The 17,873-nt window shown below is 67.6% G+C and carries 17 protein-coding genes; 10 read left to right on the forward strand and 7 right to left on the reverse strand.

What is annotated here, in order from left to right; translation table 11 throughout:
* Positions 1 to 200: 200 nt before the first annotated feature.
* Genes JIM94_RS02720 through JIM94_RS02735 form a run of 4 tightly spaced genes read left to right on the forward strand, consistent with a single transcriptional unit; the run spans position 201 to position 4,125 of the window.
* Entirely contained in the window at positions 201 to 1,397 is a 1,197-nt protein-coding gene (locus JIM94_RS02720) for a sensor histidine kinase (protein ID WP_200252668.1), read from the forward strand.
* Positions 1,394 to 2,026 carry a response regulator gene (locus JIM94_RS02725; protein WP_200252670.1) on the forward strand — a complete coding sequence of 211 codons (633 nt, stop codon included), beginning with the start codon at positions 1,394 to 1,396 and terminating at the stop codon, positions 2,024 to 2,026. Before JIM94_RS02720 ends, JIM94_RS02725 begins: the two co-directional genes overlap by 4 nt.
* Positions 2,027 to 2,077: 51 nt before the next feature.
* On the forward strand, positions 2,078 to 2,761 hold the full coding sequence (locus JIM94_RS02730) for an ATP-binding cassette domain-containing protein (RefSeq protein ID WP_200252673.1): 684 nt from the start codon (positions 2,078 to 2,080) through the stop codon (positions 2,759 to 2,761).
* Positions 2,758 to 4,125, forward strand: coding sequence for an ABC-2 family transporter permease (locus JIM94_RS02735; RefSeq protein ID WP_234039199.1), 1,368 nt, complete (start codon positions 2,758 to 2,760; stop codon positions 4,123 to 4,125). The genes JIM94_RS02730 and JIM94_RS02735 overlap by 4 nt, the downstream gene beginning before the upstream one ends.
* Here the strand turns inward: JIM94_RS02735 and JIM94_RS02740 are convergent.
* The 4 genes from JIM94_RS02740 to JIM94_RS02755 form a co-directional block, all read right to left on the reverse strand.
* Positions 4,070 to 5,221 (reverse strand): hypothetical protein, encoded by a 1,152-nt coding sequence (locus JIM94_RS02740; protein WP_200252676.1) that lies wholly within the window; start codon positions 5,219 to 5,221, stop codon positions 4,070 to 4,072. The genes JIM94_RS02735 and JIM94_RS02740 overlap by 56 nt on opposite strands.
* A gap of 469 nt (positions 5,222 to 5,690) precedes the next feature.
* On the reverse strand, positions 5,691 to 6,590 hold the full coding sequence (locus JIM94_RS02745) for an endonuclease/exonuclease/phosphatase family protein (protein WP_200252679.1): 900 nt from the start codon (positions 6,588 to 6,590) through the stop codon (positions 5,691 to 5,693).
* The gene (locus JIM94_RS02750; protein ID WP_234039201.1) at positions 6,590 to 7,525 is read right to left on the reverse strand and encodes a Sir2 family NAD-dependent protein deacetylase; all 936 of its coding nucleotides are present in this window, start codon (positions 7,523 to 7,525) and stop codon (positions 6,590 to 6,592) included. Before JIM94_RS02750 ends, JIM94_RS02745 begins: the two co-directional genes overlap by 1 nt.
* A complete protein-coding gene (locus JIM94_RS02755) occupies positions 7,522 to 8,289 on the reverse strand; it encodes an SDR family oxidoreductase (RefSeq protein ID WP_200252681.1) in 768 nt (255 codons plus the stop codon). Before JIM94_RS02755 ends, JIM94_RS02750 begins: the two co-directional genes overlap by 4 nt.
* A gap of 12 nt (positions 8,290 to 8,301) precedes the next feature.
* On the opposite strand from JIM94_RS02755, the gene JIM94_RS02760 reads away from it, so the two are divergent.
* The 6 genes from JIM94_RS02760 (at position 8,302) to JIM94_RS02780 (ending at position 14,995) form a co-directional block, all read left to right on the forward strand.
* Entirely contained in the window at positions 8,302 to 9,801 is a 1,500-nt protein-coding gene (locus JIM94_RS02760; protein ID WP_200252683.1) for a succinic semialdehyde dehydrogenase, read from the forward strand.
* On the forward strand, positions 9,788 to 11,038 hold the full coding sequence (locus JIM94_RS02765; RefSeq protein ID WP_200252685.1) for an FAD-binding domain-containing protein: 1,251 nt from the start codon (positions 9,788 to 9,790) through the stop codon (positions 11,036 to 11,038). Before JIM94_RS02760 ends, JIM94_RS02765 begins: the two co-directional genes overlap by 14 nt.
* A gap of 999 nt (positions 11,039 to 12,037) precedes the next feature.
* On the forward strand, positions 12,038 to 12,574 hold the full coding sequence (locus tag JIM94_RS11450) for a CAP domain-containing protein (protein ID WP_200252687.1): 537 nt from the start codon (positions 12,038 to 12,040) through the stop codon (positions 12,572 to 12,574).
* A gap of 458 nt (positions 12,575 to 13,032) precedes the next feature.
* Positions 13,033 to 14,097 (forward strand): alpha/beta hydrolase, encoded by a 1,065-nt coding sequence (locus JIM94_RS02770; protein ID WP_200252689.1) that lies wholly within the window; start codon positions 13,033 to 13,035, stop codon positions 14,095 to 14,097.
* Positions 14,098 to 14,180: 83 nt separating this feature from the next.
* The gene (locus JIM94_RS02775) at positions 14,181 to 14,762 is read left to right on the forward strand and encodes a MerR family transcriptional regulator (RefSeq protein WP_336296535.1); all 582 of its coding nucleotides are present in this window, start codon (positions 14,181 to 14,183) and stop codon (positions 14,760 to 14,762) included.
* A 62-nt stretch (positions 14,763 to 14,824) separates the two neighbouring features.
* Positions 14,825 to 14,995 (forward strand): GyrI-like domain-containing protein, encoded by a 171-nt coding sequence (locus tag JIM94_RS02780; RefSeq protein ID WP_200252693.1) that lies wholly within the window; start codon positions 14,825 to 14,827, stop codon positions 14,993 to 14,995.
* On the opposite strand, the gene JIM94_RS02785 is transcribed toward JIM94_RS02780, so the two are convergent.
* From JIM94_RS02785 to JIM94_RS02795, 3 genes are read right to left on the reverse strand one after another with little or no spacing between them, the layout of a single operon-like run.
* Complete coding sequence (locus JIM94_RS02785) at positions 14,968 to 15,468, reverse strand: DinB family protein (RefSeq protein WP_200252695.1); 501 nt, start codon at positions 15,466 to 15,468, stop codon at positions 14,968 to 14,970. The genes JIM94_RS02780 and JIM94_RS02785 overlap by 28 nt on opposite strands.
* A 23-nt stretch (positions 15,469 to 15,491) precedes the next feature.
* A complete protein-coding gene (gene crtI, locus JIM94_RS02790) occupies positions 15,492 to 17,120 on the reverse strand; it encodes a phytoene desaturase family protein (RefSeq protein ID WP_200252698.1) in 1,629 nt (542 codons plus the stop codon).
* Positions 17,117 to 17,830 (reverse strand): glycosyl transferase family A, encoded by a 714-nt coding sequence (locus JIM94_RS02795; protein ID WP_200252700.1) that lies wholly within the window; start codon positions 17,828 to 17,830, stop codon positions 17,117 to 17,119. The genes crtI and JIM94_RS02795 overlap by 4 nt, the downstream gene beginning before the upstream one ends.
* Between the last annotated feature and the right edge of the window lie 43 nt (positions 17,831 to 17,873).

The raw sequence follows: 17,873 nt of genomic DNA on the forward strand, positions 1-17,873 counted from the left end.
GTCGACGGGGGCCGGTACCCCCTCCGGCCCAGGGGCCACCTTCATGTCGCCGGTGCGTGTTAACACCCACCAGTGATGGCCACCGGCCTGGGTTTTCTCCGTTTTCCGCCGGGTTCGCACGCACCGACGACATTTCCGGCGGCCCATGCACCGATCATCCTCCGCCACCGCACCGCACCGGGGCGCCTAGGCTTTCGGCCATGGGGACCGCACCTGCACCACTGACCCGTCGAACTCAGCACGCAGATCTCGATGCGGTCCGTACCTACCGTCTTGACCTGGTGTTCGCTGCACTGGCGGCGATGTTGGCGGTGTTTCACCTGCTCGTGGCACTGTCCGGAACAATGCCAGGCCCGGCGGCTCTGATCGAGGTTGTGCTCGCGGTTCTCTTCGTCCCCGCGTTCGCGGTGTGGCGCAGCCGAGTCATCCCGGCGGCGATCGCGCTGACGGTCCTGACCGTGGCATGGACGGTGAACTGGTTCACCGCACTGCCGACGAACCTGGGTATCAGTCCGTTCCTGGTCGCGGTGCCGATGGTGGTGTACTCGACGGCCCGGTACCGCTCCGATCTGCTCGTCCCGGGTGTTTTCACCACGATTCAGGCCGTCTGGTGCTTCTTCTCCCCGCTGCTGTGGTGGTGGACACCCGATCATTTCGAGCGCGCCACCGGTGTGCAGGCGGCGAGCTGGGTCGCGCTGCAGTGGCTGGTTCTGGGACTGGTGTTCGTCTCGGCGCGCAGCGCGCGGTCCGCGGAGCGGCACCTGGTGGCGGAGCAGGAGGCGGCGCGCGAGCGGGAGCGTGCGGGTGTCGCGAGGGAGATCCATGATGTGCTGGCGCACAGCCTGACGCTGATCAACATGCAGGCCGGGGCGGGTGTGATGCTCGGCGGTGGGGTGACGGACCGGCGGGCGGAGATCCTGTCGACGATCCAGAAGGTCAGCTCGGAGGCCCTCGAGGAGGTGCGCGGGATCGTGGGGACGTTGCGTGACGATTCCCCACCGACGTCGGTGACGGGCATGGCCGGGATCCGGGACATGGTCGGGGAATTCAGGTCCGCCGGGCTCACGATCGAGGCGTCGTTGCCGGAGGGTGAGGTCTCGGACTCACAGGTTGTCCGCCTGACGCTGCGCCGGGTGGTGCAGGAGGCGCTGACTAACGTGCTGCGCCACCAGGGCCCGGGCAGCACCGTGACGCTCTCCGTGGAGGTCACCGATGAGGTTCGCGTGGTGGTGGACAGTCGCGCCGGTGGCCCGGTTCCGCGGCGGACACGGCATTCCGGCGCCGGGCTGACCGGTGTGCGCGAGCGGGTGGAGCACCTCGGCGGGACCCTGAATGTCGATGTGTCCGATCCGGCACACGCGCACCTGGTGGCCAGCTTCCCGGTGGTGGCACCGTGATCCGGGTGCTGCTCGCGGACGATCAGCCGCTCGTGGTTCAGGCGCTGGAGATGACCCTGTCGACCCAGCCCGACATCGAGGTCGTCGCCACCGCCGCCGACGGCTCGGAGGCCCTGGAGGCGGTCGCCGCACACCGGGTCGATGTCGCGGTGCTGGACATCCAGATGCCGCGGGTCGACGGGATCGGTGTGGCGCGCGAGATCCTGGCGCGGCACCCGGGCGTCCGGGTGCTGATGCTGACGACGTTCGACGCGCACGAGCTGGTCCGCGACGCCCTGACCACGGGTGTGCACGGTTTCCTCCTGAAGGACTGTGGGCCGGAAGCGCTGATCGACGCTGTACGACGCGTGGACGCCGGGGCGTCGGTGCTGTCCCCGGGGGTCACGGACTATGTGCTGCGGGTGTTCCGCGGACACACACCCACCCCACCCGCGGAGCCGTTGACGGACCGCGAGCGGGACGTCCTGGCGGGAATCGCCCGGGCCCGCACCAACGCCGAGATCGCCACCGAGCTGCACATAGGGGAGGCCACGGTGAAGACGTACATCTCCCGTCTGCTGGCGAAGACGGGGACCCGGGACCGGGTGGGGCTCGCTCTGTGGGCCAGGGACCACGAGCTGCACCTCTGATTCCCCCGCGCGACGGATGTGCCGTCGGCCGGCCGACGTTTCACTGGTGTCATGAGCAACCACGAACCGGCGATCGAGTGTCGCGACCTCTCCATCAGCTACCGGGGACAGCGGGTCCTGGACGAATTCAGCATGACCGTCGAGCGGGGCCGGATCCACGCCCTGGTCGGCCGGAACGGTGCGGGCAAATCCACGTGCTTCCGGATCATCCTCGGACTCGAGGACCGGGCCGGTGGCACGGTGGAGGTCGATCGGGCATCGGTGGGCGCCTCGGTCAACGGGCCGGCGCTGTACCCGCACCTGGGTGCGCGGGACAACCTCCGCGTCCACACCCTGCTCCTCGGCCTCGACGACGCCGAGATCGACCGGGTTCTCGGGGTCGTGGGCCTGGCCGGTACGGGTCGGAAGAAGGTGCGCAGTTTCTCCACCGGCATGAGATCCCGCCTGGCGTTGGCCGTCGCCCTACTGGGTGGACCGCAGATTCTGCTTCTCGACGAACCACAGAACGGCCTCGACCCGGAGGGCACCGTCGCGCTGCGGGGACTCCTGCGCGGCTACGCCGACGCCGGTGGGACCGTACTGATCAGCTCACACCAGCTCGGTGAGATCGCCCGCACCGCCGACGACATCACCGTGCTCCACGACGGGCGGGCCGCCTACTCCGGCCCACTCGACGCCTTCGCGCCGGCCGGCGAACTCGAGTCCCGGTTCCTCGACCTCACGGCGATCCGATGATCCGCGTGATCCGGGCGGAACTCGTCCGCACGAAGAACACGACCGTCGCCTACTTTCCGCTCCTCGGTTTCGCGCTCGCCGGGATGGGAATCCTCACCAGCTACTCGGATGCCGGCCGCGGCGCCTGGCAGGCGCTCTACGTCACCGGCATGGCGGCACCGCTCATGGCACTGCTGTCCGGACTCCCGGAGAAACGGGAGAAGACCTGCCGGGAGGGCGGGACGGGGATCCGGCAGGTGTCACCGCGCCTGATCCGGGGCGGACGCCTCATCGTCCTGCTGATCATCCTGGCGGCCATGCTCGCCTGCGATTTCGGCACTCTCCTGATGCCGGTGGCCTGGGTGTGCGCCTGGATCGGTGCCGCCGGGGTCGTCGCACTGTTCGGTGTGATCAGCCGGTGGATCGGCCTGATACCGGCCCTCCTGGTCGCGGTGGTGTGGCAGTTGACGGGCACGCTGACGGCGGAACATCCGCTGTGGTTCCTCCTTCCACCGACGTGGGCGGTACGAATCATGCTGCCGGTCCTCGGTGTCCACTCCAATGCCGTCCCCCTCGACCCGGGCGATCCACTCACCGCGGAATCTCCGGCCACCGCCGCGGTCCTCTGCCTGGTGTTCGCGGCCCTCACCGCCACCGCGTACGTGTTCATCGGGACACCCCGCACCCGGCCTGACAGATCAACCGCAACGGCCACATCACACACCGGAACCTGGACCGTCGGACCCGCCGCAGACCTGCGGAAGGGACGGGCGTCGACAGGCGCGGCACTGAGCCACACGCTGCTCCGCACCGCACTCACCCCCCTCACTCTCGCGGCGCTGGCGCTGATCGCCGTCGCCGGATCGTGGACCGCGGACCTCGCGGTGCACCTGATCCTGCCCCTGGGCTGCGGAATCGCGGCCGTGATCACCTGGACCGCACTGCAGCCCGCATGGTGGATCACCATCTGCCGGACACGGCGGGTGATCCCCGGTGTCATCGTCTGGCTCGACGTACTGGTGGCCGCCGTGGGATTCGGGACCGGCGCCGTCCTCGCACTGCGCGGAACGCCGCTCCCGGAGGTCCTGCGCGTGACCGGGCTGCTGGTCGTGGTCGGGGCCGTCATGGTCACGGCGGCTCTGGCACTCTGCGTCCGTACCGGGGCAGGCGCGGTGATCGCCGCGACCGTGTTCCTCACGGTCCTGTCCGTCACACTCGGCGGATCAGTGCTGGCCGACACCCCGCTCTGGCTGCCTGCGGTGCCCGCCTGGCCGCTGACGGCCACCGGCGCCCGCCTCCCCGTGGCACTGGTCCTGGGCGCCCTACTGCTCACCGTGTCCACCGCATCGGCACACCGGGAGTTGCGCCGAGCAGCCGCACGATGAGTGACGCCACCGACCCCCGCGCGGCATCCACCACCACCTTCGGATGCCGCCACGCGGGCGCACCACGGCACGGAACTGCGGGCGCCTCAAGCTCCAGCAACCGGCGCAGGTGATCCGTCCACTCCCCGCCCCGGAACGTCTCCCAGTTCACCCGCACCACCCGGAAGCCCAGAGCCTCCAGGCGGCGCTGGCGGCGTTGCTCCCCCATCAACGCATCCCGCGTCCGCAGCGTCTTCGCGACCCGGGCACCGACCAGATCATCGCCACTCAGACCGTCGAACTCCCCCGGTTCATCAACCACCCCGTACTTCGGCCGCCCGTCATACTCCACCACCACCCCGTGGTCGGGGAAACAGAAATCGGTGCGCGCGACGAACGCGCCACCCCGATCCCGCACCGTCGCCTGCACCAGCGGCAACGGGAAACCCAGGACCCACAACCGGTACCGGACCAACGTCTCCCGCGGACTCTCCGACGCCCCATTGACCACCACCAGGACCCGGACCACCCTGGCGAGACGATGCACCGGACCCAGGGCCAGAATGCGGGACACGACGTCGTCGAGCGTGAACATCCGCTTCCGCAGGCAATGATCGAACACCACCAGCGCATCCTCCACACTCCCGTAGCGGGCGACATCGATCGCCGTCTGCAGCGGCGACGTCGCCCACACCGGCCCCCACGCCGTATCCACACGGACACGATCCGCCCGCGCCACCGTCGGTGCCGACCGGAACCGGACCCGCCCGCACGACGGGAACGTGGTCCTGCGCGGATACTGCAGACACGGCTCCCGTGCCACGCCGGCCAGGGGAAACCCGTGGAGCGCCGCCGCGGTCTCCCCCATCGCGACCGCCTTCGGATAGCGGTGCAGAAGAGCGACCGCGTACGCCCTCCACTTGGTTCCCTCCGACCCGTCGACAGTGTCCGAACGGAGATAGATCCCGCGGGTCGCACACGTCAGCTCGTGCTTCCGGGCCGACGCGTAGACCCTTGCCCGGGCCGCGCCCCGGAGCGGACGCGTGTCGATCAGCGGCGGGGCGGACCCCGGCGGCAGTGCTTCACCGGGAGTTGTCGTTTCCGTTCGGGTGGTCATGCCCCGTCAGACCGTGGGGCCGGGCGAACGGTTCCGGGGCGTGCGGGTGCCACGTGTCGGATCGGCGAGGTCGGTCGGGATTAACCGGCATGAAAGCGTCGGACCACGGTGGGTCGGCCCGGATCAGGCTGGTTCAGCGTCGCTGCTGCGTGTCAACACGTGGTGACGAACACAGATTTCCCAGGTGGACGGCTCGGCGGTTCGGTGTTTGCGCGCGGTAACGAACACACCCGACCCAATTGGTGATAGCCCCGCCCGTGCGACAATCCCCTACCTGCCAGCCCATGGTCCTCGTCACCACGTGTCAACACGCACCAGCCATGGACGTTTCACCGGTTCGACTCCGGGCAACCGGGATGTTCGCACGCATTGACGACATCGTCGGCGGCGCACCGGCAGAGGACGGGCTGGACCAGCCGGCCACGAAAACCACACCCACCCATGAGCGTCCCGCGAAACACCCCCCTGCCTAGTCCCGGCGAATGTGCGCGACAACGGGGGCGTGATCGGATCCCCCGGTGTCGAGGACACGTACGCCTCCGTCGACGACGCTCCATCCGTGGGGGATGAGGATGTGGTCGATCGGCGATCTCGCCCAGCCGGGGAGGGCGGCGGGCCAGGTTCCGCTGCCGAAAAGTGGTGCGGCCGCCACCGCGTCGGCGTGCGTGTCGGTACGTGCTAACACGCCATGACGAGGCACGGCGTTGAGGTCCCCGATGATCAGCGCATCGGGGTGCGTCTCGGCGAGGCCCGCGACGGTTCCCAGGTCATCGCGCCACCGGCTCATGAGGCCGGGCAGTGGTGGTGCGGTGTGGAGGCCGATGACGTCCGGTGTCCGCTCCCCGGGGTGCCCGGTGGAGACGTGCACGGTACCGAACGTGACCTCGGATGATCCGGGGACGTCGACGGCCCGGTAGTCGCCGAGTTCTTCAGCGGTGAGGACGGTGACGGGCATCCCGCCGCTGACGAAGGACCGGTAGCCGGCCGGGACCGCACCGGTGTACTCGGGCAGGACGGCGATGTCGGGATCGACCTCCCGGATGAGGGCGCCGAGGGTCTCCGGGGTGACGGCGTCGCCGGTGTTCCACTCAAGGACGATGAGCCCGCTATCGTCCTCGTCGCTGACGGAGGGCTGCTGGACGGGGAGAAAACTACCGGCGCCGGCGATGACGAGGACCGCCCCGGCGGCGAGCAGCGGTCTGAACCGCCGCAGGAACACACCGACGAGCCCGATGAGCCCGAGAACGACGCCGATCAGTACGGGAAACGCGGTGAGGTGTGCGACGAGAGGCCATGTTGTGACCGTGTTCCCGGGGAAAAATGCCCAGATCAGGGCCGCCATGAGGACGCAGAGGGACAGGGCTCGCATCACAGGTCCAGGGCGTCGAGGATCCGGTCGGAGGCGTCGGCGACGCTCGTGCGCCACAGTACGTCGGCGCGGGTGTCGGCTCGACCGGGTCCACCGTTGACGACGATGAGGGGAAGCCCGGCGCGGCAGGCGTCGAGTGCGATGCGGTAGCCGCTCATGACGGCGAGTGAACTGCCCATGACGATGAGGGCGCGTGAGTCACGGAGGAGCCTGCCGACGGCGTCCCGCCGACCGGTGGGAACGGGTTCGCCGAAGTAGACGACGTCGGGTTTGAGGAGTGTGGAGCCGCAGGAGGTGCAGCCGACGAGCCGGAAGCGGGCGACGACGTCGGGGGTGAGGTCGATGTCGCCGTCGGGGCGTACGTCCCCCGTGCCCGCGGTCAGTGCCCAATCGAGGTAGCCGGGGTTCGCCGCGGCGAGGCGGCGGTCGAGTTCGTGCCGTGGTTCGCGGGTGCCGCAGCGGAGACAGATGACGACGGAGAGATCACCGTGCAGTCCGATGACGGTGCGGGATCCGGCGGCGGTGTGGAGGCCGTCGACATTCTGGGTGACGATGCCGGTGATCAGCCCGGCGCGTTCGAGTTCGACGAGGGTGTGGTGGGTGCGGTTGGGGCGGGCACCCGCCATGTGCCGCCAGCCGATGAAGCTGCGGGCCCAGTAGCGGTGGAGTGCCTCGGGGTCGTGGCGGAACTCCTGGTAGGTCATCGGGCGGCCGCGGGTGAGGGATCCGGCGGGTCCGCGGTAGTCGGGGATCCCGGAGTCGGTGGACACCCCGGCGCCGGTGAGCACGAGGGCCCCGCCACGGCGTAGTGCATGGGCGGTGGCGGACAGTGCCTCGTCGGGCGGGGTGGGTCGTACGGTTTCCCGGACGACCCGGGAGATGGAGCGGAGTGCGGAGTCGTGGATGCGGGCGATGTCCGGGGTGAAGCTGGTCAACCGGCGACCAGCCTGGTGACGATCTTCCCCATCCAGTGGGGGGTGAGTTCGCGGGCGGTGTGCATGATGCGGTCGGTGGTGGACACGTCGTAGTGCACCTTCGCGCGGGTGAGACGGTTGGTGGGGTGCACGGCGTCCCAGAGGACGTCGGCGACGGATTCGGGTGTGATGTTGACGCCGAGGCGGCGGACGGATCCGGCGTCGACGTCGGCGAGGCTGGTTTTGGCCCAGAGTGGCCACAGGTCGACGACGCGGATTCCGTCGTCGTGCCATTCGAGGTTCAGCGCCTCGGTGAGACCGGCGACGTAGAACTTGGTGGCGGAGTAGACGCTGATGTCGGGTTGCCCGTAGATCGCGGACGCGGAGGCCATGTTGACGAGGTGGGAGCCGGGGGTCGCGGCGAGGTAGGGGTGCGCGGCGCGGGCGCCGAGGGTGACGCCGAGGCAGTTGACGTTGATCTGTGCGGCGATGTGTCCGGGTTCCATCCCGGCGAGGTTCCCGTCGGCGATGATGCCGGCGTTGTTGTCGAGGACGTCGAGTCGTCCGCCGGTGTGGGCGGTGAATTCGGCGAGTGCGGCGTTCCAGCTGTCCGGGTCGGTGACGTCGAGGCGGCCGCTGATCATCGTGCCGCCCTGTTCCTCGCTGATGTCGGGGCCGTCGACGGAGATGTCGTAGACGCCGACGGTCCAGCCCTCGCGGAGGAAGCGGCCGGCGACGGCTGCCCCGATTCCCTGGGCGCCGCCCGAGATGAAGATGTTTCCCATAGGTTTGAGTGTATGACTGATTCCTCCACGACTGCAGCTGCCATCACGATCACCTGTCCGGTGGACGGTCGGACGGTGGGGCGGGTGACGGGCCACACGCGCGCGGATGTCCGTTCCGCGTTCGCCGTGGCGAGGCGGGCTCAGCCCGTGTGGGCGGCGACGCCGGTGTCGGACCGGAAGTCGATCATGCTGCGGTTCCATGATCTGGTGCTGTCGCACCGGGACGAGCTGCTGGATCTGATTCAGGCGGAGACGGGGAAGAACCGGGCCAGTGCGTTCGATGAGGTGCTCGATGTGGCGGTGACGGCGCGGCACTACGCGTTCGCGGCGGCCGGGCTGCTCGCGCCGGAGCGGGTGAAGGGGGCGCTGCCGGTGTTGACGCGCACCGTCGTGGAGCGGGCACCGGTCGGCGTGGTCGGGGTGATCTCCCCGTGGAACTATCCGCTGTCGATGGCCGTCTCCGACGCGGTGCCCGCTCTCCTGGCGGGCAACGCGGTGGTGCTGAAGCCGGATTCGGCGACGCCGTTGACGGCGTTGAAGGCGTCGGAGCTGCTGTCCGCCGCGGGTCTGCCGGCGGAACTGTTCCAGGTGCTGCCCGGCCCCGGTGAGGAGGTCGGTGGGGCGATCGCCGACGAGTGCGACTACCTGATGTTCACGGGGTCCACGGCGACGGGCCGGATCCTGGGTGCGAGGGCCGGGGAGCGGTTGATCGGCTATTCGGCGGAGTTGGGTGGCAAGAATCCGTTGATCGTCGCCCCGGACGCCGATCTGGCGCGCGCGGCGCGCGGAGCGCGCCAGGCCTGCTTCGCGAACACGGGTCAGTTGTGCATCTCCGTGGAGCGGATCTACGTGCACGAGGAGGTCGCGGGTGACTTCACCGCCCGGTTCCTGGCGGAGGTGTCGTCGATGACGGTCGGGGCGGGTCCGGGCTGGGACGTCGACATGGGTTGCCTGATCTCCGAGGGGCACCTGGAGCGGGTGCGGTCGATGGTCGATGATGCGGTGTCGAGGGGCGCCCGGGTCCTGGCCGGTGGCCATCCGTTGCCGGACCTGGGGCCGACGTTCTACGCGCCGACGGTGTTGACGGATGTGCCGCCGGACGCGGAGCTGTATGACGGGGAGGTGTTCGGCCCGGTGGTGTTCCTGGAGACGGTCGCCGGCGTCGACGAGGCGGTGGAGCGGGCCAACGGGACCACCTACGGGCTGAATGCCAGTGTGTGGGCGGCTCCGTCGACGGGCCGCCGGATCGCGTCTCGGCTGCACGCGGGCACCGTGAACGTGAACGAGGGGTTCGCCGCGGCGTGGGGTTCGGTCGCCGCCCCGATGGGTGGCTGGCGGGCCTCGGGGCTGGGTCGACGCCACGGGACGGTGGGGTTGACGAAGTACACGGAGACCCGCACCGTCGCGACGCAGCACCTCATGCCGGTGTCGGGTCCGCCCGGTGTCGACCGGGAGTTGTTCTCGGACGTGATGTCGACGGCTCTGCGCTGGGGCAAGCGTGTCCTGCGCTGACCGGATCGTCTGGCTGCGTCGGGATCTCCGCCTGCACGATCATCCGGCTCTGGCGGCGGGCGGTCCCGATGCGCGGGTCGTCGTGGTGCGGGAGCCTGCGGCGAACGGTTTCCAGCGGGCGCTCGTCGACGCCGCGTTGGATGAGGTCCGTGCGCACCGCACGGTGGAGGTTTTCGACGGTGATCCGCGCGAGGTGATTCCGGGGCTGAACCCGGCGAAGGTGTGGGTGAGCGCCGACTTCACGCCGTCGGGCCTGGCCCGTGACCGGGCGGTCTCGGACGCCCTCGGCCCCGGTGTGATGGAGGCCGCGGGGTCCGCGTACGCCGTCGATCCGGGGATCCTGCGCACGGGGCAGGGCGGGCACTACAAGGTGTTCACGCCGTTCTACCGGGCGTGGTGCGACTACGGTGCCGATGATCCCGTGGGTGGTCTCCCGGGCGAGGACGGGCTGCCGGTGACCCGGGCGTGGCGGGACTGGTGCGGGTTCCTGCGGGACCGGCTGGACGGCTACGCGGAGAACCGGGACATTCCGGCGATCGACGGTACGTCCCGGATCTCGGGGTGGTTGGCCGTGGGTGCGCTGCACCCGCGGAGTCTGCTGGCCACACTGGCGGTCGCGGATGCGCCGGAGGATGACAAGGAGGCGTTCGCCCGCGAGCTGGCGTTCCGTGAGTTCTACGCGGATTTCCTCCACCACCGCCCGGAGACGGCGCACAGTGACGTGAATCCGCGGTTCGCGGGTTTCCGGTGGAACGAGTCCGGTTCGGAGTTCGACCTGTGGGCCCGGGGCCGGACGGGTTTCCCGATCGTGGACGCCGGGATGCGTCAGCTCGCGGCGACGGGCTGGATGCACAACCGGGTGCGGATGCTGGTGGCGAGTTTCCTCACGAAGGATCTCCACCTGCCGTGGCAGGCGGGTGCGGAGCACTTCCGCCGACATCTGGTCGATTTCGACGTGGCCAGCAACCAGCACTCGTGGCAGTGGTGTGCCGGCACGGGTACGGACGCCTCCCCCTACTTCCGGGTGTTCAACCCGATGACCCAGGGGAGGAAGTTCGATCCCGACGCCCGCTACATCACGCGCTGGGTCCCGGAGTTGCGGGGCGTTCCGGCCGGTGACATCCACGCGATACGGAATCTTCCGTCGGAGTATCCGGTGCCGATCGTGGATCACGCGGAGGAGCGCCGTGACGCGCTGGCACGTTACGAGGAGATCTCGGCACTGCGTGCACCATAAGGACAGTCCCCGGTTGTCGAAAACACCGGAGGCGACATCCCCTAGTGGACGACACAGGTTCACTTTGGAAAATCGACACGGCAAAGGTTAGTTTTCCGTTGCCTGAGATAGCGGCTGGCGAATGTTTTCGAGTTTTATGTCAGCGAACAGTTCAGTGTCACCCACACTATTCCGCGAGAGAAAAACACCATCTTTCACGGAATTGTTGAGGACGCACCCGTGCACCGGAAGATATGGAAAATAGTTGACAAGCACGCACAGGGTGAAGAACGCGGTTTCCTTTTCCGCTACAGAGTTACAGGACAAAATATGGGGCACCTCCAGTGGAATGGACACATTCAAAACGTGCGACACCCCAACCACTTTCCAGCAAAAATTAAACTCTTCCACGGGACCAGACAGTCAAGTCTCACCACACTTCAGCCAATCCATCGATTTCGGAAAACAGTCTGAAACACCACCGTGCAGCAGCCCCCTCCATCGCCAGCCCCACACACGGTGAAACAATAGATTTTCCGGTCCACCACCGTCCGATACTTATCCGGCCGGAAAACACTGATCATCTCAATTTTCCCGGCTGTTCAAAGCCCGAAAACTTTGTTGACTTCGGGAACACTCGTCTCCGCACGGGCTTCCGGGTAGGCCACGACCGAATCATCCCGCATTCCCTACCGTGATCATCGAACGTCCCGGGAAGGACACGAAAGCGGGCGCCACCGATCATGCGGTCTCACCACACAAACGGTGGGTGGAAATACCCATCTGACACCAAGCCCAGTTCCAGACAGATGACCGACAGTGAAACGCTTACCCGCCCCTGTTGACATCTCCGGCACAGTACCCCCGCGACCGAGCCAGTTAGCCATTAGCCTAAGAATACCCCTTATGGCTATTTTATCCCCATTTAGGTAACGTGATGTTCGCTGGCCTCACCCATCCAAATCCCGTCAACCATGTGTGCCGCCCCATACCGAAGTCGGTACACACAGGAGAGAGTCTGTGAATACCCGAATTCTTCGAATTTTCACTTCCACGGCCACCGTCCTGGCCATTGGCATCAGTGCAGGTACCGCGGCCTCCGCGGCACCACTGTCGTCCGGAAGTTCCGATTTCACCATACCGGCCATATCTCCGGTCCTGCCGGGCCCGGCACCATCGCCGAGCCCCGCAACGAATGACCCCGAGTCCGCACTCAATGCACGTGTATCCGCTGAAACCATTCGTCTTCTGAACGAACACCGTGTCGCACACGGACTCCGACCGGTGATTGTTGATGCGAATCTCACCAGGCGATCTGTTGAATGGTCGAAACACATGCGCGATGTAAACCGCCTCTACCATTCAGGTGACAATGTCTGGGAGAACGTCCTCTACAACTACAACTCGGCATCAGATGCATCTGCCCCGTTCCGCCAGTGGCGAAACTCACCCGGACACAACGCAAACATGCTGCTACCGGATGTCACCCGCGTGGGTGTCGGTTTCGCGACGGCAGCTGACGGCCGAGTCTACGGCACAATGCAGCTCTTCCTCTAAGAATCACACGGGGCAACCGAATACAACTCCCGTCCCGATCCTGGAGGGCTGCCGCATTCCATGGTGCCGGCTGGTCTCGGCCGCCGGTTTCCGGGGCTGAACTGCCGATCCTCCGCTGCCGGATCTTCTCACGTCACGTACCCTGGGACAGATACCTTTCCGTAGTCCCACCCCGTTTTCCCCTTCCGCCGGATCCATGCATCCGGCACGTCCCATGCATCGCGCCCGAATATTGATTGTCCCGTCGCCACAGGGGAATATTCAGTTTGTGTGTCTTCCCGGTTCATCCCGGCTACGTCGATCAGGACGGTTTCCCTGTGAAGTCGGACAACCCCGACAGTCATACGGACCTGACAGCAAGTCAAGTCGCACGAGAGAAGACACGGAAGTTCCACAGCCATGAAGCTTCTCCTGTGATAAAGGTGCGCTGATGAGCCCGATGGCCTAGGTTTGTTGCCATGAGTGCACTTCACACCCGGTCCGCCGGCAACATCACCGGTTTTTCCCGTTTCCTCCCGGTGGTGGCGGCGGTTGTCACCGCTCTGGCGGTCATTCTCACGGTCACCGCGCCCCCGGCGCACGCGGCGGGAAACCGCGACTGGCTGCGGCCCGGTTGTGAGTGGGACGGTCACGGGCACTGGATCCAGAAGTGCTGGGTGCCTTCTCCGTCGAACGGCCGGGACATGGCCGTCCTGGTGCAGCCCGCGGCGTACGGCGGAAATGGTGGCCTCTATCTGCTTGACGGTCTGGAGGCACCCCGGGACAGCAATGACTGGGTGCGCACCGACGTGATGAACCAGTTCCTCGGCGACAATGTCACCATCGTTATGCCTGTCGGCGGCCGGGGCCAGTTCTACGCGGACTGGGCACAGGCGGGCCAGCCGTTGTCCTCGGGCTACAGTTCGGAGATCGGACAGGTACCGCCGCTTCAGTGGGCCCAGTGGGAGACGTTCCTCACCGCTGAACTGCCCGGCTGGTTGCAGCGGCATTTCGGGGTGAGTCCGCACCGGAACTCCATCGCGGGTATCTCGATGGGGGCACTGCCGACGCTGACCCTGGCGTCCCGGCACTCCGACCAGTTCAAGCAGGCCATAGCACTCTCCGGTTTCATCGATCCCGCTGCGGCGACGCACATCCCGATGATCGCGGCCGTCGGTTCCGCGGGTTCCTCGTTCGGTGGCGGCCAGGTGTGGGAGCTGTTCGGTTCCTCACCGGCGTTCAGCTCCAACATGAACAAGCTCGACCCGGTGGCGAATGTCGGGGGACTACGGAACGTCGACACCATCGTCTACTCGGGCAACGGCCTGAAGCACCCCGCGGATGGACTCCCCCCGGCGGCGAATGTACCGCTGGCGATCCTGGGTGAGTTCCTCATCAACCTGTCCAGCATCAGCTTCGTCACGAAGGCCCGGGCACAGGGCGTCAACGTCGAGCATCAGCAGGGCGACGGCCTCCACACCTGGGCCCCGTGGGTCCGTGTCATGCGGGACAATCACGGCCGTATCCTCGGCGCCGTCGGCTGACCCCCGTACCGCGCCCCTTCCCCGCCACCGCCCGCCGGTGGCGGGTTTTCCTTTTCCGGGGTTGACCCTGCCACGGTCTGAGAATAGGTGTCTTCTCCCAGCTCACCGGCATCAGTGTGCGGATGCTCCGCCACTACGGGACACACGGTGTGCTCACCCCTGCGGCACCCGATCCCGCCACCGGGTACCGGTTCTACTCCTCCGGACAGGTCCCGGAGGCGCTGCTGGTCGCCCGACTGCGCGACGCGGGTTTCCCGGTCCGTGACATCCGCACGATCCTCGGGTCCGGCCGGGACACCGGTGTGCTCGCCGCTCTGAGCCGGGAACGTCGTCGTGCGATCCACCGGGACATCGTGGCCGCGGAAGCGCAGTTGAGTGCACTCACCGCCCTCGACCTGCGGCTGGACACCGATCCGGTTCCGGTCACCCGGACCGTGTTTCCCGCCGTGGACGTCGTCAGCCTGCGCGAGGTGCTCCCCGACTACAACCACGAGCACCACCTGTGGGAACGCCTTCGTGACCTGACATCCGACGGTACGACACCCGTTGTTCCGGGAGGTCTCGCCGGGGCCCTGTACCACGACGCGGAGTTCCGCGAGTCGCGGACCGACGTGGAGATCTTCGTTCAGGTGGCCGGGTCGTCTCAGCCGGATATCCGCCACTGACCCACCGGGCGATCCCCGCACGTGACGTCGTCACCGCCACGCTCCACGGGCCGTACGAACGTATGGGCACGGTCACGGCACAGATCGGCGCACATCTGGTTGAACACGGTCTGGAGGCCGGACCGATGATGAACATCTACCGGGTTTCACCCGCGCAGGACCCGGATCCGGAGGCCTGGGTCACCGACGTGGTGTTCCCCCTCATTCAGAGCGACGACATACCGGCGACGTAGGCCACCTGGCCGACGTGCTGGGCGGCGTCATCGACGATGCTGACGAGACGGGTGGCCCGCGTGACGGGCGGATCATGGGAGTCGTCGATGATCTCCTCCCACTGCCCCTCCCGCAGGGTCCCGGCATACCGCGCCGCAGCGGAACACACGGCGGCGAGATATCCGGTGAGTCCCTCCTGATCATCGGATTTCACCCGTTCCGCCTGCTCGGGGCTGTCGCCGTATCCGAGGCCGTCGCCGGTCGGGCCGAGGTTCAACCGGTCGCGCCACCCGTCGGCCCACACCTCGGTGTCGCCGGTGAGCTGTGCGAGCTGCACATCCATCTGACGGGCGGCGTGCCAGAGCAGCCACGCGGGTGAGTTCGGGTGGCCGCCGGGGTGAGCGTTCAACACGTCCAGGTCCAGGGTGGGTAGTGCCGCCGCTGCTTGTGCGGGGCGGTGGGCGAGGTCGGTGAACAACGCGGCGGGATCCATGTCCGCCAGTGTAGGCCCCGGGGTCACTCGCGCAGCGGGCCCGGGGACCGGTCTCCCCGGACACGTTTGATGACGTTCTCCGCGGAGATCAGACACATCGGGACCCCCACTCCGGGCAGTGTCGTCGCACCCGCGTAATAGAGTCCCCCGACGAGTGCACTCGCGTTGCTGCCACGCAGGAAGGCGGACTGGCGCAGGGTGTGTGCGGGGCCGAGGGCGTTCCCGCGCCACGAGTTGTACCGCTCGGAGAAGTCCGCCGGGCCGAGGGTTCTCCGGACGACGACGCGTTCGGCGAGATCCGGGATCCCCGTCCGTTCGCTGATCCGTCTGATCGTCGCCTCCGCGATGTCGTCGACGAGGCCGGTGGCGTGGGACCGGTACGCGTCACCGTGTCCGATCCGGGGGTCGGCCGGGACGGGCACGAGGACGAACAGGTTCTCGTGTCCCTCCGGTGCGACATCGGGGTCCGTCGCCGAGGGCTTCGATATGTAGATCGAGCGGGAGGCGGGAAGTCCGTCAACGGAGGGGGCCCCGTCGAAGACGGTGTCGAAGTCCGTGTCCCAGTCACGGGAGAACAACAGCGTGTGGTGCGCCAGTTCCGGGAGTTCACCCCGGACACCGAGCATGAGAAGCACCGTGCCGGGCCCCGGGTTGCGGTTTCCCCACCATTTCTCCGGGTAGCTGCGCAGTTCGGCGGGCAGCAGTGCATTCTCCGTGTGGTGGAGGTCGGCGCAACTGACGACGAGATCAGCGGCCACCCGCTCAATGTGGCCGTCCGGTCGGCGTACCCGCACACCGGTGGCCCGGCTCACCGGCCGGCGGAATCGACCCAGGATCGCCGGGCCGGGCCGCCCCGTGACGGTTCCGGTGCTGATTCCCGTGACCCGTGTCCCCGTGACGATGTCGACACCGGACCGTCGCGCCACCCGCTCGACGGCGTCGACGACGGCGGCGAAACCACCGCGCGGGTAACGGACCCCCTGGGTGAGGTCCGTGTGGCTCATCAGGTGGTAGAGCGCCGGTGTGTTCCCGGGGCGGGAGGCGAGGAACACCGACGGGTAGGTGAGGATCTGCCGCAGTCGGACATCCCGGACGTGGCGGGCCGCGAAAGCGTCGAGCGGGGTCGTCAGCAGGGTACCGAGGAGGCCGAGTCGGGTCCGGACGTCCGGGTCCGTGAAGCCGCGGAGACCGGAGAACGTCGTGTAGAGGAATCTGTCGACGGCGATCCGGTAGGCGTCGGCGGCGGAGTCGAGGTAGGTGCGCAGTGCGCCACCGGCACCCGGTTCGATCCGTTCGAACATCTCGATGGTGTTCTCCCGACCAGCCGGAACATCGAGTGGCGCGGACCCTTCCGGATAGATGCGGTAGGCGGGGTCCAGGGTGACCAGATCGAGTTCCGCTTCCGTCGTGGTGCCCATCAGACGGAAGAAATGGTCGAAGGCGTCGGGCATGAGGTACCAGCTGGGCCCCGTGTCCCACCTGAATCCCGGGGCGCTCTCCACGGTGAGGCTACCGGCACGACCCCCTGTCGTCGGATTCGTCTCGTAGACGGTGACGTCCAGCCCCTCTCGTGCGAGGAGCGCGGCACTCGCCAGTCCGGCGACACCCGCACCGATGACGACGGCACGGCGTGGCGATCCGGGGGCCTTCACCCGTCGCCCTCTGCGGTCATCCGGCCGAAACGGCGTTCATGGGGTGGTTCACCGAGCAGATTCACAGTGAGCGTGCGGATACCGTCTCGGACCTTTCCGGGGAGGGCGGGGTCAGGTCGTGCGGCGACCCGGAGTTCGGGGTCGTACCAGATGGTCTCCCCGGGGCGGACCGCGAAACTCAGGTGGACGTCCTCGGACACCCGGGGTCCCGCCGCGCACACGAGTCTGCGTACGGACCACCACCAGTCGCGGCTCAGACTGTAGTTCGTACCGTAGAACGGCTGGTGTCCCAGTATCCTCCCCACCGAGGCACCGTGAGCGCGCCGGTAACTGTCGCTCAGGAGGTCACCCCGCCTGCCGGGGATCTCGAATCGGGTCGGTCCGCTCACCCCGACGACGGTGAATCCGGGGGTCCGGGGACGTGCCCGTTCCCATACCCGGGAAACCCTGGAGAGGTGATCCGGTGCTGGGTTGCTACGCGGATTGACGCGCACGATCGTGGGGTGTGTCGCTGCATCGAAGCCCGCCCAGGTGGGAAGGACACCGGTTCCTGCGGTGATCGTGGTGACGTCGTGTCCGGCGATGGTCGCGGCCATCATCCCGGAGGTCCGCACGGTCGTGACGACGATGACCTCACCGGCGGGGTCGGTCTGGCGGGCGAGGCCACCGAGGCAACGGTCGAGTAACCCGGTGTCATGTCCGGCCGGCACGACCACACTGCACGTTCGCGGACCCGTTGACCTGAGGGGTGCT

Source organism: Corynebacterium pygosceleis (assembly GCF_016595275.2).
GTDB classification, from domain to species: domain Bacteria; phylum Actinomycetota; class Actinomycetes; order Mycobacteriales; family Mycobacteriaceae; genus Corynebacterium; species Corynebacterium pygosceleis.

Coding starts and splice junctions, on each gene's coding strand:
- JIM94_RS02720 (WP_200252668.1), top strand. CDS start 201: ATGGGGACCGCACCTGCACCACTGACCCGTCGAACTCAGCACGCAGAT.
- JIM94_RS02730 (WP_200252673.1), top strand. CDS start 2,078: ATGAGCAACCACGAACCGGCGATCGAGTGTCGCGACCTCTCCATCAGC.
- JIM94_RS02735 (WP_234039199.1), top strand. CDS start 2,758: ATGATCCGCGTGATCCGGGCGGAACTCGTCCGCACGAAGAACACGACC.
- JIM94_RS02740 (WP_200252676.1), bottom strand. CDS start 5,221: ATGACCACCCGAACGGAAACGACAACTCCCGGTGAAGCACTGCCGCCG.
- JIM94_RS02745 (WP_200252679.1), bottom strand. CDS start 6,590: ATGCGAGCCCTGTCCCTCTGCGTCCTCATGGCGGCCCTGATCTGGGCA.
- JIM94_RS02755 (WP_200252681.1), bottom strand. CDS start 8,289: ATGGGAAACATCTTCATCTCGGGCGGCGCCCAGGGAATCGGGGCAGCC.
- JIM94_RS02760 (WP_200252683.1), top strand. CDS start 8,302: ATGACTGATTCCTCCACGACTGCAGCTGCCATCACGATCACCTGTCCG.
- JIM94_RS02770 (WP_200252689.1), top strand. CDS start 13,033: ATGAGTGCACTTCACACCCGGTCCGCCGGCAACATCACCGGTTTTTCC.
- JIM94_RS02780 (WP_200252693.1), top strand. CDS start 14,825: ATGGGCACGGTCACGGCACAGATCGGCGCACATCTGGTTGAACACGGT.
- JIM94_RS02785 (WP_200252695.1), bottom strand. CDS start 15,468: ATGGATCCCGCCGCGTTGTTCACCGACCTCGCCCACCGCCCCGCACAA.